The sequence below is a fragment of the Leptospira ognonensis genome, assembly GCF_004770745.1.
Lineage (GTDB): Bacteria > Spirochaetota > Leptospiria > Leptospirales > Leptospiraceae > Leptospira_A > Leptospira_A ognonensis.
Genome location: NZ_RQGD01000039.1, coordinates 109,886 through 126,574 on the forward strand (window position 1 = coordinate 109,886; position 16,689 = coordinate 126,574).

At 42.8% G+C, this 16,689-nt stretch carries 9 protein-coding genes; 2 read left to right on the plus strand and 7 right to left on the minus strand.

Annotated features, from left to right (window positions below; all coding sequences use genetic code 11):
• Position 1: 1 nt before the first annotated feature.
• The 4 genes from EHQ58_RS15390 to EHQ58_RS15405 are packed head-to-tail and all read right to left on the minus strand — an operon-like array spanning position 2 to position 5,006.
• Positions 2-958, minus strand: coding sequence for a hypothetical protein (locus EHQ58_RS15390; protein WP_135624792.1), 957 nt, complete (start codon positions 956-958; stop codon positions 2-4).
• Positions 958-3,561 carry a transglycosylase domain-containing protein gene (locus EHQ58_RS15395; RefSeq protein ID WP_135624793.1) on the minus strand — a complete coding sequence of 868 codons (2,604 nt, stop codon included), beginning with the start codon at positions 3,559-3,561 and terminating at the stop codon, positions 958-960. Before EHQ58_RS15395 ends, EHQ58_RS15390 begins: the two co-directional genes overlap by 1 nt.
• Before the next feature lie 19 nt (positions 3,562-3,580).
• Positions 3,581-4,459 carry a ChaN family lipoprotein gene (locus EHQ58_RS15400; protein WP_246047390.1) on the minus strand — a complete coding sequence of 293 codons (879 nt, stop codon included), beginning with the start codon at positions 4,457-4,459 and terminating at the stop codon, positions 3,581-3,583.
• Positions 4,460-4,463: 4 nt separating this feature from the next.
• The gene (locus tag EHQ58_RS15405) at positions 4,464-5,006 is read right to left on the minus strand and encodes a glutathione peroxidase (RefSeq protein ID WP_135624794.1); all 543 of its coding nucleotides are present in this window, start codon (positions 5,004-5,006) and stop codon (positions 4,464-4,466) included.
• A 27-nt stretch (positions 5,007-5,033) separates the two neighbouring features.
• Between EHQ58_RS15405 and EHQ58_RS15410 the strand changes: the two genes are divergently transcribed.
• Positions 5,034-5,909 carry a 5'-methylthioadenosine/S-adenosylhomocysteine nucleosidase family protein gene (locus EHQ58_RS15410; RefSeq protein WP_135624795.1) on the plus strand — a complete coding sequence of 292 codons (876 nt, stop codon included), beginning with the start codon at positions 5,034-5,036 and terminating at the stop codon, positions 5,907-5,909.
• Entirely contained in the window at positions 5,902-6,897 is a 996-nt protein-coding gene (locus EHQ58_RS15415; protein ID WP_135624796.1) for an SPL family radical SAM protein, read from the plus strand. The genes EHQ58_RS15410 and EHQ58_RS15415 overlap by 8 nt, the downstream gene beginning before the upstream one ends.
• Positions 6,898-7,198: 301 nt before the next feature.
• On the opposite strand, the gene EHQ58_RS15420 is transcribed toward EHQ58_RS15415, so the two are convergent.
• The 3 genes from EHQ58_RS15420 to EHQ58_RS15430 form a co-directional block, all read right to left on the minus strand.
• Positions 7,199-8,113: an SH3 domain-containing protein gene (locus tag EHQ58_RS15420; RefSeq protein WP_167883651.1), complete on the minus strand. Its 915-nt coding sequence runs from the start codon at positions 8,111-8,113 to the stop codon at positions 7,199-7,201.
• Positions 8,103-15,134: a TIGR04388 family protein gene (locus tag EHQ58_RS15425; RefSeq protein ID WP_135624798.1), complete on the minus strand. Its 7,032-nt coding sequence runs from the start codon at positions 15,132-15,134 to the stop codon at positions 8,103-8,105. The genes EHQ58_RS15420 and EHQ58_RS15425 overlap by 11 nt, the downstream gene beginning before the upstream one ends.
• 162 nt (positions 15,135-15,296) lie before the next feature.
• The gene (locus EHQ58_RS15430) at positions 15,297-16,556 is read right to left on the minus strand and encodes a 1-acyl-sn-glycerol-3-phosphate acyltransferase (RefSeq protein WP_135624799.1); all 1,260 of its coding nucleotides are present in this window, start codon (positions 16,554-16,556) and stop codon (positions 15,297-15,299) included.
• Positions 16,557-16,689 lie beyond the last annotated feature (133 nt).

Here is a 16,689-nt window from a genome sequence, read left to right on the forward strand (position 1 = left end):
ACTAGTCCCACTTTTCCAGAGATTGGTTTACTTTTTGAAAAAATTCTCCGCCTTCTTTCGAGCCAAGCGCCTTTAAACTAGATTTGATCTCTCTTAAAAAATCCTTATCCTTTTTGTTACAAACCAAATAAAAAATCTGCATCACCTCTTCGTTTGGTGATGGCGTAAAAGTATAGGTTTGGCATGCCTCACTAAAATTTCCTGCTAGCACGAGAGACTTTGCTGTTTCAATCTTGGCACGTTCTGGCCAGAGAAAGGAACCACTCATACGGAAATAGCGAGCCGATATCGAATTATCGCCTATCGCTCTGTAATACTGGCCAAGCAGATATAAAAGGTCTGCCTTTGTTCCATTGTCCTTGTCGACATCCGATGGGATATTTGCGAGATACTCTTTCCCCTTCTCTGGATTCAATCGAATCTTTACCATACCTTCATACAACGGGGACGAAGTCAGAGTTGGGTCTTCTTCTAATAGAATTGAGATGAGTTCATACTGCTTTCGTTTATAAAGAACGATAAAAACAAATTCAAATAACTTCGTTTCTTTATATTCCTTCAAGTAGCCAAGCAATTCTGCATGATTCTCAACACTTGCTTTCACAGCTAAAATGTATGCTGTGGTAAGATTTTCATAACTCACAGGTTTATAAATTTCTACGATAGATTTCCAAATTCCAGCTTTATCTTTTGAAGAGATGATGCTCGAATATCTCGTCCCGAGAAGCAATGCCTCGATGATTTTATTATGTTTTTTATAAAGGTAAAATAAGCGACTCACAGCTGCTTTTTGCATGTTCTTGGGATTGGAAGATTGGAGTGTTTGTTCATAGAGAGGAATCGCAAAGAGCGTGCTAAGTGATTCCATTTCATAGGCCCGCTTATAACTCGTTGAATCCGAGGAAAATATCGGCTGACTCGTGATGAGTAAAAAGATAAATGTAAGTATATGAATCATCAGAATAGATTCTTCATCAAATCGCGATTTTCTAGATTTGGCAGCTTATGATCTTCGGTACAAATTCCCGTGGGAGGATAATCGCTCAAGTAAAGTTCTGAGATGGGATGCGGACAAGTAGGTCCCGCTTCCTTTCCGGAAATCGGACAGATTCTAAACAGCTTACTATGAATCGGTGGTGGAAAACTCTTTCGAATGACGAGCTGGTTTTTATCGATATTTTGAACAATCTCGCCCCACAACGGTGCAGCTACAGCTCCGCCAAGTCCTGCACCGCCCATTCCGTATTTCGGATTGTCGTATCCTATCCACACTGCAAGAGAAAGCTCAGGACGAGCACCGACAAACCATGCATCTTTATAATCATTTGTGGTACCTGTTTTTCCAACAACCTCTCCCGTATAACCTCCGTTACGGACTCCGCTCGCCCTACCGCTATCTTTCAAAAGTGAGTTCATTACTTCTGCTGTATCAGGGCGTATCACTTGCCTCTCGGAAGGCAGTTTCAACTTAAATTCATCTAGATCATTTAGCTGAAAGATAACAACTCCTCTGGCGTTAGTGATTTTTTTGATGAGATGAGGGCTACGAACTGTTCCTTGGTTCATAAAGGAAGAGAAAGCTGAAGCCATCTCGAGTGGCGAGATTTCCAAGGTTCCAAGAGCTAATGAAAGATCTCCGCGGAATCTAGATTTTTTTTCTCCCGGATCCGGGAAAAAGAATTTGGTGAAGTACTTTTCGATACCATTATAACCCAATTTCTCTGCGACTTGGACTGCAGCCGTATTTTTCGATTTAATCAAAGCAGTCCTAAGAGAAATTTCCCCATCATAGGTTCCACCCAGGTTATCTGGAGACCATTCTTTCCCACCACCACCTCGGTAATAAAGCGGGGCATCTAAAATTTTTGTGCCTGCTTGGATGACGCCAGAATCTATTGCAGAAGCATATAACACAGCTTTGATGGAACTGCCCGTTTGTCTGCGCATTTGAATGGCACGATTGAATTGGTTTTTGCTATTAAATTCTTGTCCACCGTGTAAAAATAGGATATCTCCCGTTGTCGGCTCAATGCCAACAACTGCTGCTTGGATTCCATTCTCTTTTTCATTCTCATCAAAGTCTGCTTCCCAGAATAATTCATTTGCCACGAGCATATCGTTAAACAACTGTTTGATTGCTTTTTCTTCAGGAGAATCAGGAAGTTTTCGAATCAATTTCCTTTGAATCTTTCCAGATTTTACGGATCTAGAAAGATAAGAACTGACAAGAGGTCCAATCATTTCTTGCATGTTCCGATCCAGAGTCGTTTCGACCACGTAACCACCACTTTCATAAATATTTTTATCCCCCTCTAAAGAGGAAAGGATTCCACGTATATGTTCTGTAACATAAGGTGCGATATCTTGTCTCACACCGAAAACAGTCTCATTCGGGGAGCGCGTAGAAAATTGATGGTAGATGGCAATGAATTTCTCTTTTTGTAAGCCAGGAAAGATGCCTCGGTTTCGAAACATAGAAAGAATGGCTCTGACCCTTCGATACGAGTCTTCGGGATTTTTTAAAGGCGAATATTTGTTTGGTGCAGATGGAAGTGAAGCAAGTAATATGATTTCTTCGCGCGAAAGTTCTTGTGGATTTTTATGAAAATAAAATTTTATCCCCTCACCAAAACCAAACGCACCGTGTCCTAAATATACATGGTTCATATAGGTTTCCAGGATCTGCTCTTTGGAAAGAGTGGCTTCGAGAGCAAAGGCAAGTTGCGCTTCTCTGATTTTTCGGGAGATACTTTTCCTTCGATCATCGATAATGATTCGCGCTAGTTGTTGGGTGATTGTGGAGGCACCTTGTTTATAACTTAAGTTTATTATATTTTTTACCATCGCACGCAAGATGGCGGAATAATCGATACCTGAATGGTAAAAGAATTTTTGATCTTCAATATTGAGCAGGATAGAGACCATCTCTTCAGAATAATCTTGTAAACGCAGAGTGGATGTCCGCTTTTGAAAAATTTCGCTGACTACGCTTCCATTCCGATCAAGTATTTTTGTGGGAACGTTTTTTGTGAGCTCAGCAAGAAGACCTGGGACTTCCTTTCGCATTTCATAAACACCTGCGATAAAGTAGGCGAATACAAGAATGAAAAAAAATAAAGCAATCGATGTAGTTAGAAAAAGATACCGGAGCAAAGAAGAATTGCTCATCTTTCTGACATTCTTTTTGATCCGAGAAGGAGATGATTTATCTTCGAATCCTAATTGAAACCATCTAGGCTTTCGAGGTTGTTCTTTTTTACCGAGAGTTTTCATCGGTTCCCCAATGACTTTTCTCTCGAAGAACGGTTTTTTCGGATTTGTATCAACTGGGATGCGATGAGAAAATTCAGTTTCTCTTCTGGGAACGGAATCTACCTTTGCTGGGATGACACGATCCACTTGAAACTGAAAATTATCAAACCGGAGGACAACCTTTTCTTTGCAATAAACGCAAGTTAGCTGATAAAGGCCTGATTCTGGTATAGGCTGGGGTAGTCTAGAAGCCTTTTTGCAATGCGGGCAAATGTATTTTGGAGAAGGTAGACTGGTGTTTGCCTGCATGGTCATTTCGCTACCTTGATTATCGGCGTTTTGTCAAAATTACAAAATCAGCTAATTTCTGAAATTTTTGGTTCTCCTCCTTCCCTTCGGGAAACACACTCAAAACTAAAACTTTATGCCCCATTTGCTTGAGCCGGTGGGCGACTCCACCCCCCTCATCACTGTGGAAGCGACCATTGATGTGGAAAACCTTTCTACCTGATTTATAGGATTCTCGACTTACAGATTCAGCCATCCCTTGGTCCCACATATACTGCGCCAAAATCATGGACTCAGGCGACATGGGTTGCTTTGCCGGGCTCGTGTGCTCCTCTTGGAACATGGCTCGTAGTTTAGCCAGATAGCTGTCTGATTGGTAGATACCTAAAGTATAGGCAGAGGGCAAATAACGATAGGCATCCTCAGAAAACTCTGAGTAGGCAATCAATCCCTTTCTTGCGACGGCATTGACATAACGACGTGGAGGATTGGCACAAACGATGGGTACATAACTTTCCTTAGCTTGTTTGACAAGGGGTAGATAATCAGTGGTGAAATTTTTCCAGTGAGGAATGCTAGATAACATTTGTTTTTCGGAAATGAATCCTCGAGAATATTCATCCAGGATCGCTTGCTGGTCTTTCTCTAACATCTCAAGACTTAAGGCTGTCGGATAAAAATCTAAAAATTTCTTTAAAAACTCTAACTGAGCCATATGTCCATCGGAATCATCATGCTCTTCACCCCAAATGAGGATCTCATTCTGATCCATCTTCTCAAGAATTTCCTTCCAACTCACATTCTTGTTTGTACTCGTATCAATGATTTGAACATCAGAAATACTCGTAGGAGTTTCGGACATGAGTGGTCTAAAAAGGAAGCTAAACGAGAGAATCAGAAGGAGATGGCTGATTCTCATTTGCTTATAAAACGCCTTCGATCGCTTTTTTCAATTCTTCGCTTTCCGGTTTTACAGAAGATCCAAAACGAGCCTTCACTCTGCCTTCTTTATCAATCAGAAATTTTTCAAAGTTCCATTTGACATCTCCCTTTTCTGGAGCATTGTCGATTAAAAATTGGTAGACTGGATCTTTATCAGAACCTAACACCTTTACCTTCTTCATCAGATCAAAGCTAACGCCGTAATTCAATTTACAGAAATCAGCGATTTCTTTTTCTGAGCCAGGTTCTTGGGCACCAAAATCATTTGAAGGAAATCCAATGACCACCAAACCTTTATCTTTAAAACTTTTGTAAACTTTCTCTAACCCTTCGTATTGAGGCGTATAACCACATTTAGATGCCACGTTGACAACGAGTATGGGTTTACCTTTATAAGCAGATAGAGCAATCACTTTGCCTTTGATGTCGATTGATTTGAAATCATGAAAATTCATTTTTTTACCCTCTGGAGTGATTGAAATTGTCAATAGGAAATACGATAAGAAAAAAAGAATCCTTTGCATCTACAGAACCTACAAAATCTTTAGACTATGTCAGCGCTTTTTTTCGCACTTTCTCAGGAAGCAAAACCGTGGATAGATGCATTGCAGCTCAAACCAGACTCGAAACAAGGCCATTTTCGCTTTTATCAAAATGAAAAGCACACCGTTGTCATCACGGGACCTGGAAAATTAGCCACGGCTATGGCTGTTACGGAGATGGCACAACGTCTTCCGAGAGAACAAAGACACCCAGGTTTCCGCGTTTGGAATTTAGGAATCTGCGGGTCTACTAACATGAATCATTCGATTGGTGATTTTTTTTGGGCCAATCGAATCCGTGACTACGAACGAGCGCGAGATTATTTTCCAGAGAAGATAGAGTCTTTGGGATGGGATAAAGAAAGTCACGTTACCACTGTGGAAAGGCCTGTCACAAACATGGAAAATCTGGATTCGAAATTTTATCAATTTTTGGATAAAAATAAATTAGAAGAAATGTCTCTCATCGATATGGAAGCCGCGGGATTTTTTGAGGCCGCCTCCGTTTACTTTGAACTGCACCAAATCCAAGTGGGCAAGATTGTTTCCGATCATCTGGAAGGTACGCTTTGCCAGGCAAGTAAAATCGAAGAGCTCATGCAAGAAACTAAAAACAAATTCTTAGAATTATTTGAAACTGATGGGCTAGTTACTTCCAGAGAAATTTTAAGTCCCGAAATTTGGGGAAAGATCAAACAATTCGCCGATTCCGTATACTTCACAGAATCCATGTTTGTCGAATTAAAAAAATCTATTACATACTTTAAAATCAATCATCCGTATAAAGAGATCCCTTTTCCTGCTGTGAAACAATTAGAACGCACGTTTGAGAAACGAGATGCGAAAGTTGCTTTTTCCCATTGGAGGGCACTGCTCCATGTTTAAGCATTTTTCGCATATCTACATTGAAAAACAAATCCTCGACCACCCTCGTACTCTGAATATCCTAAAGAAATTCAAAAACAGTGAAGTAGTACAAATTGTTCATTATAAAGACATATTCAACCGTCGTGGTCAAAATTTCAGAACTCAAAAACTCTCTCAAAAATTAATCTTGGCAAAAAGACAGGACCATTTCCTCTATCCTGGAAGCCACTTTTCACCTAACTTTGATCATCCGAATTTTTATTATAATACCTTAGCACTCAATTGTATCTACGACTGTAGCTATTGTTATTTACAGGGAATGTTTTCCTCGGCGAACCTAGTATTTTTTGTGAATTGGGAAGATTATTTTAAAGCAACAGATGCCTTTTTAGAAAAAAACAAAACCTTATACCTTGCTCTCTCTTACGATACTGATCTCTTAGCAACGGAATCGTTTTTTCCCGCCGTTTCTGCATGGATTGATTTTGCAAAGGATCGACCAGACCTAATCTTAGAAATCCGAACCAAATCGAGTCATTTTTCGGCCATTCAAAACTGTTCGTCGATTCCGAACTGCATCCTTGCTTGGACCATCTCACCGGAAAGTATCTGCACTGAGATCGAAAAAAAAGCTCCTTCGTTAAATGCTCGTCTAACTTCCATTCAATCCGCTCTAGATGCAGGTTGGAAAGTGCGTCTCTGTATTGACCCCATCCTGCGCGTCAAGGATTGGAAAGAGAAATATGAGGAATTCATGGATGCTCTAGCAGGTAAAATCGATCTGAATCTTGTGCATGACATCAGCATCGGAAGTTTTCGGATGAATACTGAATTTTTAGGCAACATCCAGAACCAAAGAGCCGATGATTCGTTGTTATACTATCCATATGTCCGCCAATCAGGTATCGCCTCCTACTCTGCTGCCGAGAATGAAGAAATGCTAACGTTTGTAAAAGGTTGTTTTGAAGGAAAAGTAGAAAGATGTAAAATCAAAGTAAGTTACTAAGAAAGCCAAACATTCGTTCCCATCTCCCGCCTTTCTCGCACTCCTGCTCGAAGGGCGGCGCTCCGCCCGTCCTGGGCTTCGCTTCCGATGGAAACGAAGTTTGGTAAGTGGGAAGAAAGATCTAATAGGGAGATTTGGTTTTGAACATTGGGCACCTCGGATTGGTTAGTGGAGTCTGATTTAATTCTTATAACCGATTGCGCTATTCGCTCCAATCTTTGCTACGCAAAGGATTTCCGCTGCTATCGCTGGTGCGGGGGTTTATGCGTATTGCGGATAACACGCCGAAATCTTTTTCCCTCTATTTCCCCTTCCATCCATTTTTCTTCTTCCACTCTTCTGCTTTTTCTCGGATCAATACTACATCAGGTTCCCCTGGCGCCCGGAGATAGGCTCCATGTAAGTATCCCTCGCCGCCGTCCTGTAGCTTCACTTTTACGTAATTCGCAACACCCAATCCTAATATAATTTCCTGTTTAAAGGTATCCTCGAGGACTTCCACCTTCGTATCCTTGGAAAGAAATTTACTGATCATGCCTTTAGAGTGAGGGTCCCTCCTTAGATTTGCATTATTTTGAGTCACTAAATAAACACCTTTCTCCCGAAAAGGATAAAAGGGTGCGCAAGGATATTCACATTTAACTTTATGGTTTTTCACATTTAAAACAGAATTTTGCGAACTAACGGCAATCGATTCTCCACAATATTGCTTAGACACGATTTCAGCATATGTCTCTCGAGTCGTCTTATCTAAGCAACTAATGGTTAATGCTCCCGAGTCATCGTATTCATAAGTTAAGCCGACGCGAACTAATAAACCACCGAATTCATATCTATTCTTTTCATCTAAATAAAGCGTTGTGTGAGATAGCATTACGAGCTTTTCATTATTGAAAAAGGCAGCAAGTTTTGCATCAGACCCAGTCAATGGATTGGCTTTATTTACAAAATAGATTGCATAGTTGATAGTTTCATTTGGAAAGTCGAGGTCTCTTTTTGTTACATAAACAAATGTATTTTTATCCTCGCCACCCCCACCAGTATAATTGGATTTTATAAAATTTTCTTCTAGCTCAGTCGGTAAGGAATAATTAAATTTAGCTAATTCCTTCTTCCAATATGATATCAGCTCAGATTTTGGTATATCTTCCCCAAAAATTCCAATGTTAAAAATGAAAAAGGCTAAAAACAAAAGTGTTATTTTCTTAATGCACATCTGGTGACCCCACTTCAGAAACATGCAAATGGTGTCTATGGTTCCACATTTGTTTGATTATATCTTTATTCTTTACTGGATCTAAACCCGCAGCCTCGGCAATCGTTGTGTAAATTTCATTTTCAATTTCAGGTGTCAGATTGTTATTGCTAGGCTCCAAATTTCCAATGCTCCACAAGTCGGGTCGAACCGCAGAGAATTTGTTTTCATAAACTTGACCATTCATTCGAACCTCCCATGGTGTTGCATAAAATGTGGTTCCTTGTGAATTTTTTATTTTATCTAAGAATGTTCTTAGCTGAGCAGGTGGTTCTGCAGCAATCGTGTTTGGTGTCCCATCCTTATAGCGGATGCTGAGAACAACTGGATCCTTTAAATCATTTTTAACTGTGATCGATCCTACATCCAAGGCAAAGCCATTACTGTGTGCACCAGGTTTGATGATAGAATTGATCGAGACTTCCGTTGCACCGACAGAACCCGCGGCATTCGTAACATCCATCCATGTAGAACCATTGGATGCTTGAATGGATTGATAATTCAAATCTCCTCCAGCATTCATAGTTTTAATTTTAATTCCATTGACGGTTGTTTCAAAACGGGAAATATTCCCTTTGTCGTTCCTTACCTCCTCAAAATTATTCACCGCTTCCAGTTTCGCATGATTGGGATTCGTTTTAGGATCAAAAGCACTTCCGAGGGATGCTTTTAATTGTTTAAAGGCGTCTTGTCGGCCTTTGAAATCATTTGGTTCAATCCTCTCACCATTTGCATTTCTTTCAATCATACCTGTCTCAGGTTTAATCACATAACCGCTTCCGGTTTGGTTGATTGCCTCTACTTGTCTGTGGAAAGCGAATTCTTGGTTTGCTCTTTGTAAGCTAACCGCATCAATAACGCGACCTTCTTTGCCTGGTATTACGTGAGGATTACCTGATGCATCCTGATAGACATTAAAAGTCATCGTATCCGTTCTAGGAACCCTGCCCGTCTCCACGAGTTCGGTGCTAACACTACTTAAGGTTTGTAACCTGATATTTCCCGTCGCAGGGTCTCTATCTTTAACAAGTAAACTAAATCTCTGTTCCATTGACTTATCGGCCTCGGATTTTGCTAATTCTGCAATTTTAATTTTGTTTTCAAGCGATTCTCTCCTTGACTCGAAATCTTTCGATCGGATCGTTTCTCTAACATGAAATAGTGTGAGTTCATTCTTTGCCGACGTCAGTGCTTGGTCAGCCTTTATCTGAGCATTCGTTCTTACCTCATTTGCAAAGACAGGATCAGTTGCCAATTTTCTACCGATTTCGCTGCTCACGGTCTTGTTTAAATCAGCCTGAGTTGCATTAAGTTTTAATTTGAGTCCCTTGATTTCAGAATCACTTCTTGGAACTTTTTGCTCCGCAATCGTGATTTGATCTCTAGCGATCTCAACTCTTGATTGCGCCAACTTTATATCCTCTGATCTTACGGGATTATTCAGCAATTCGTTGATTTGATGGTTCATTTTCTCATTTAACTTTACAATTGTGCTTTCTTTTCCGATCACCGGCTTCTTTCCATCGACCATGGTCGTAACTTCGCGTATGATCGGTTTTATACCTTGGATCCGAGTTAGTTTCGTCCCAGCTGATAAATCAGCTGATTCTGAAACCAGTTGCATCAATTGATTGCTATTTATATCTCTTACAGAATTTGCAAAATTCACGGTTTTCGGATCAATACTGATAGTCGCATGTCCACTAACTCGTCCATTACTTGGTGCCCCACTGCCATCCCCCCATGCTTCCACAGGCACATCTTGAACCGGTGCGTCATCAGGTAGCGGTGAATCCTCCCCCTCTCTCCTCCTTCCGAACACATACGCACCTACTAAAGCAAAGACACTCGTTCCAGCAGCCGCCGCTGCTGTCGTATCTGGACTCGGTTCATTTTCAATGCGATTCAGAGCCTCATTTCGCGCGTTTGGTGTAAGATTTGCGATTTGAGCATCCGTGAGACCACTGGCTCTCAATCTAACATTGTCATCTGCTGTGCGTAAGTTTGCCTCGAATGCTTGTGCATCCGCATCAGTAAGATTGCGAACGAGTTCAGGATCACCTCCTCTCGCAATTAAAAACTCACGGGATGCCCGTGCTCTTTCCATATCACCAGTTCTATCTTGTGCCAAATTTATATTTTGCTCAGCCCAATTGAATTCGTCAAAATGGAATCCGTCTGCGGAAACAGTTGCCACATTGATCCCGTTATACTGTGTAGAAACAGAGCCTCCGTTGGCATCTAGGTTTCCTGTAAAACCCAGTCCTGAGTTCGAATCAGTATATCCTGCGGTTCCAGAAATTTGTCCCCTGTCTGTATCATAGTTAATGCTGTAGTTTTGGCCTCGTCTAGGTCCTTCGTTGTTTGGGTTATAAGCCACTCCTACAGTTGTTGATCCATTCGTCGTTGAGGAGGCTGTTAGCTGTACGCCATCAATATGGGTCTGTGCAGATCCTTGCACGGTTGTGTTTCCTCTTTGCGAGAAAGAGATGCTTGCGTTTGTTCTCTCTCCCCCAACTCCAACCATCCCACCCCAACCAGCATCTCTATCAAAGGTAACACCAAGGCCAAGAGTTGATCCTTGCGTAAGTCTACCAGCGCCATCTCTAACGGCGCCAGCAAAATCAAACCTTCCACTCGCCGTCAACATTCCTAAGGCTCCGTTTGTAAAGCCGGCCAACACACCCTGGGGACCATTGCGGGTTCCATCAACAGTTTGCACGACGAGATTTACGGAGGCCTTAAACAGTTGTTCCGAGCCTTTAAATAAAGCTTGTTGGGCGGCACTCAAGGATTTAAACTGCGCCCCTACACCTAAGGTCACTCCCGTGATCGCCGTAGATCGGATGGCAGCTGTTTGGGCTTTTTTGTCTGCGGCTTTCTGTTCATTTCTACTGATCTGACCACGTATGGCAGCATTGAGGACTGCTTTCTCATCGGCAGACATGTTCACTGCTAGTTGGTCTACGAGCATCCGTTGTCCGATTTCTTTTACGATACCTTTTTGGTCGGAAGGAGTGGCTGACGTATAGCTTGTACCAGGTGCCTGCATTCCGAGGGCTTGGTTTGCAAAGGCAAGATTTGCTTGTTGGAAACGTCTATCTGTGATCCCGCTAAAGGCGATTTTATTTCCATCGGATAAGGCTTGGGCAATTTTGCGATCAGGCATACCAACGGCGACAACCGCTGTTTTATAAACACCGAGGGTGGCGGAGGCCACACGGCTAACAACGCCAGCCACAGGATTGCTATCGACGGCACATCTCACGGAGGCTGCTTCCTTTTTACCCTTATAATCCGTGATCAAATTCCCAATCACTTCTGCAGGGAGGCCAGTGGCTGTGGCGACGGCTTGGGTTACGTTCGATTGCAACATAGATTCACGTTCGGCTTTAATTTCTGCTAGGCGCGTTTGTGCACCACTCGTGCGGTCTACCAAACGATCAGCCGCAGCATCCCCTGCCACTTCGCGGTAAGCACCGATGGCAGTTCCTGTCACGATTGTATTGCCACCGGCAAGAAAGACACCTGTAGAGATCGCACCTTGTGTCGTGGAGACAAGGGCTGTGGCAGTATTTCCCATGGATACAAATCCTTGGCCCACGGAAGTGAAACCTCCCGCAAAGGCAGTTCCGGCAGCAGCATAATTGCCAGAAGCAAAGGCCACTGCTCCAGCTCCAAATTGTAGCGCCGCATTTCCGAAGGCTGTAGCCGTGGCAACTAACGCAGTTCCCACATTCTGCAAGTTATTCGTTGCCTGTTGGGATTTGATCTTTCTTTCTGCTACCTTGCCCTTCATAAAACTCAAGGCTTGGGTGAGAAGGCCAATTTGGCTTTCGTCGGCTCCACTGGCCCTAGCCCATGCTGTGGCAATGCTTGTATTGATCTGGTCTTCCACCTTACTCTTGATTGCACCTTGAACGCCGGCCATCCCGCCGGATAAGTAGGCGATCACGAGATCTCGCACAAGGGCGTCTTCTGCTTCTTTTGCTTTTTTTAAGGATTGGAATTTAGTTTCGTTTTTAGCTTCCAGATCTCGGATGAGAGCGGTGCTCTGGGTTAGGTTTCCTTGTGTTTTCACAAGTCCCTTCTCAAAAAAATCTGTCGAGATCGCATTTGCCTGATTTTCGACGTTTGTCCAATCGGATGTTTCCCAAACATCAAAGAGAGATTTACCCGTAGGTGCCATCACGGGCTTCATCTGGGAAAACTTGATGTATTTGTTTTCTGTTTGGTTTCCCGATGTATATCCTTTCTCGTCGCGTCCTTTGATGTTTCCATCGCTGATCACTCGCGAGAGTGTCACCCCATTTTCATCAAAGGTGGTTGTAAAATCTTGCTTCAAAAGTGCCTTACACTCCGTTGTATCTGGATTGAGATAGCATGTTCCAAAATTGGCAGCTCGCGCTTTGGGCTTAGTCATGGCTGTTCCACCAGATGCCACCGTGGCCGAGTCAATCCCAAGCAGGTCATTTTCTTTTGTCGTAAGAGAATGAACAATCTTACCATTTTGGAACTCGAGACCTTTTTTTGCCAATTCGGCAATCTCATTCGAAAAGGTTTCTTTAAAATTTTTGGCCTGCTCCTCGCTCAGCTTTTTTGCCGCCGCCGCACAGCCGTCATATTCTGCGGTTCCCATAACGCAGACCGATGAAGGAGTAACCTTTATGCTCGCATTATAATTTTTTAATTTGGTAAGGTAGTCCGATGCCATTTGTTCGGTAATCCCTAGCGCTTCCAAATTTCCATCGGATACAAAATTACCATTGTCATCTAACTTTGCCGCCCACCGACTATCCCAATTGATGCTATAGGCCATTTGGTTGGCAAGCTTCACCTGTTCTTGTCTGGCGGTGTATTCATTATTGCCATTGATGGATAGGAGTTGTGTGAATTGATACACTCCGTTGGAAGTTTTTCCAAAAACTTCTGAGATATCTTTGTTACCCACCATCAGATTTCCAACCATCTGCTTCTCGTCTACCGCACCAAGAACAGAATAATTCCCAGTCGTAACTGCACCAGTGACACCAGAACTGAATTTGGTTTTGGCGAAGGCATCGATTTGCCCCGTAAACCGATCCATCGTAGCATCCGTGTTCGTGGCAATGCCAGGTCTCGAATCGGTTCCTTCTACCTTGAGTGCCACCTGATCTGCGAGCAGTTTCACATCGGCGGCGGACTTAATTTGGTCGGCCTTTTCATATAAGGTTCCCCAACTCACCATCGCCTCTTGGTGTTGTGTCTCCATCGCATGCAGCCATTTCGCTTTTTTTTCGTTCAATTCGGCAACCGATTTATCATATTCTAATTTTGCATTGGCCTTCAATTGGTCCGACTGGGTTTTCCAATCCTTATAGTATTGGTTGTAACTCGTAACTTGAGATTCCCAATTTTGGATCGCAGGGAGGACGTCTCTATTGTAGGTGCCCAATTCTCCGTTGAGTGCCTCATAATTCCCACTCCAGTAGATTGCTTGGCTTGCCGCGACACTATCATGCATTTCGAACAAAAGTTCATAACCAATCTTACCCATCTGCTGCCGGTCAATAAACCCACGATTGGCAAGCCAATAGAACGTATTCATAGGGTTCGTTTCATGGTGGTAGTTACCCTGCAAATGGTCCGCAGATACAAAGGCAACCCTTTGGCCGCCTAAAGTCGTCGTATTATGGGCGTTATTCCAGTCTGTGTAAATATTCCAGGCAAGGAGCGTGGACGACTGTCCCGTTCCAAGTTTCAGATCGATCAAATGTTCCACACCTGAGGTGTTTCCATTCACCATCGTATTGATGAGACTTATAAAATCCCAGTCTGCGGCTATACCAGAAAATAGATGTGTGGGATCTGCGTTCCATTCCTTAATGTTTCGCTGATTGGCAATACTGTCAATCGTCCTTCCCGATCCAAACACATCTGCAACCGTGACGGTCGTATCTCCTCCGTTTGGCACAAGAAAAGTTCCATCCAGACTAAACATCTGGTTTGTATCCGTCTGGTCCCGAAACGTATCTCGCGTGTCGGCTGCATTCGTGGTTTGTGTCTGTAAAAAGTTACGGATGCTAGTAGAGATTCGTGTCAAAACATTTGTTGTATCAATCGCTGGATTGTTTAAAACGGCTCGCACCTCACGAACAAACTCCTTTAGTGTTTCTCCTGCCGCATTCAATCCAGCACGCGGCTCCTTAAAAGTGCATGGTGTATCTTGGTTGCACTCGGCGCCAAGCATCGTATCAAACCGTCCCAAAATGGTTCGGATGCCATCTTTGACTGCATTTTTATATCTGTCGATCGCTGTTAGGTTGTTTTGGAACCGAGCATCTGACTCATCTAAGTTTGTGATCAATGCATTGTATCTTTGCTGCATATTTGACAAAACATTCGAAAAATCATTCACTCCTTCTTGGAAACTGGTATCAAAATCCATCTGCCATTGATTGGCCGAGGTTACGATATTACTTCTTAAGGTATTCGCACTTTGTTCTGCGTCCGTAGGCCGAAGCATGTTCTGCATTCCCACACGTTGCAAATACAACTCATCTACTTTTCCCGTATTCAATCTTGCCACGAAATTGGCTTGGTTTGTGAGCATATCTAAATTGGCCGCATGCTCCCACTTGTTTAACGCAGCTTCTTCCTGCGAGCGTAAAGACAGCCTCACATAATCTTGGTAAGCTGCCACACTGTTATAGGCATCACTTGTGGTAATCGTCGCCACATATTGGTTGATGGCTCGATCTGCCGCACCCTCCCAAGAAGCACGGATGATTCCCTGGTAATGAGCGACCTCTTCCGACCAAGAGGAAAGGGAGTTCATAAAATAGGACTGGCCGTAGACTTCATTCATCATCGTCGGATCGTAGGACTGTAAATTTAGGACAGGGACTGTGGCCTGGGAGAAGAGGAAGGAAGAAAAAAAGAGAAAACTACATAAAAATACTTTTTTTGAAGGAATGCTTTTATCCCAAACCACAAACGACATACTTCTACCTCGCACAATAGGTGAAGGTTGTAAGGATAGGCAACGCGCAGATTTTTTTTTATTTTTCGCGATTTATCGCCGGGGATCGGTGGCAACGCTCGGTCGATCCCTGGCGCATTACAAACAATAGAGACAAGACCATTTCCTGAAGGAAAAACGTTTCTAGATTTTTAGATCCTCTCCTACATCAAAAGGCTCCACAATCGGCCGAGAAAACCCTACGGCTTCCTTTAGGAGATGTTCAATTTCATTTCTGAGCCTGGTTGTGACCTCTTCCACTGTTTTCTTTTTGTTTTCTTTATAGAATTGATAATATTCTGATAAACCGAAAGGTTTTGCGAAGATGACTCGAGCCCTACGAGGACGAGGGTTTGTTTTGCCGAATATTAAATTTTCGAAACGGTAGATCCACTCGATAAATCGTTCGGCACTCGGATAGGCAAAAAGCGATTCTGGTTTGATGACTAAAAATAAATAGGCTCGGTCTACATCTTTTTGCACCATTGCAAGGTCCGACTTTGAGATCGAAATTTTTTCCTTGCCGAGTCCCGAGGTGATTCCGTCTAACACAGTAAATACTTCTCTAATTTTTTGAATGGCGTCCTCCTCTTTATGAAAGGGAATGCCCAATTTGTCTCCAGCTCGGTTCAGTGCGGCATGGCGGATCGCACCTACCCGAAACTGATAATCTTTCTCTCCATCATAGGTGATCTGGTATTCTCTCTCTGCCTCTTCCATCAGGACCCGACCAACAGTCAAAAATCTTCGGAGTAAATTTTTGTTTCCCGGGACGATTTTTAAATGCTTTTCCAATCGGACCAAGGAGGTCTCAATTTCGCGAAGCAGAGTTTCCTTTGTGCCCGTAAGAATGTATTTCACAAAAGCAGGTAATACTTTCACATCGGCATCTGGATCTGTTTTTTTTGCATCTTCCAGCCCCCAAAATCCGATTTGCGCGATCCCAGGCATAAAAGTGACCAAGGTATCGTTTTCACTGGAACACATCCCTTCTGGATAAATCACAAGTTTCCCAGACTTGTTGGCCAAAATTGATTTAGCCATTTTCACTGCTTCCCTGTCGGCACCTCCAGATAACACAGAGAAGGCTCCAACCTTTTTAATTAAAGAACCAACTAAGCCAAACCCCCAATTGAACACATTCCGCGAGGCCATATAATAAAAGCGAGAACCCATAACATTTGCTACATAATAAGCGACGGGTGGTTCGATCGTGGATGGATGATTGCTAAAGTAAAGCAATCGTTCCTGGTTTAGGCTGCGTAGTGTGTTTCGATCGGCATCCGAGATGTCGACACCATCAATATTTAAAGCAAATTTCAAAATGAAAGGAAGGGATAGGTCCATACCCCAAAGGAATGGGTAATCAATTTCATGTGAGATAAAGAAGCTTTTATTTTCCATGTAACCTCAAGTCAGATCCAAATGCTAAGAGTTAGGCATTTTTTCGTCAATTGTATAGTCACTCTTGACTGAGAGGGGCGCGAAATGAAAACAAGACAGTATGTGTTACGGATCCTGATTTCTCTTATAGCTT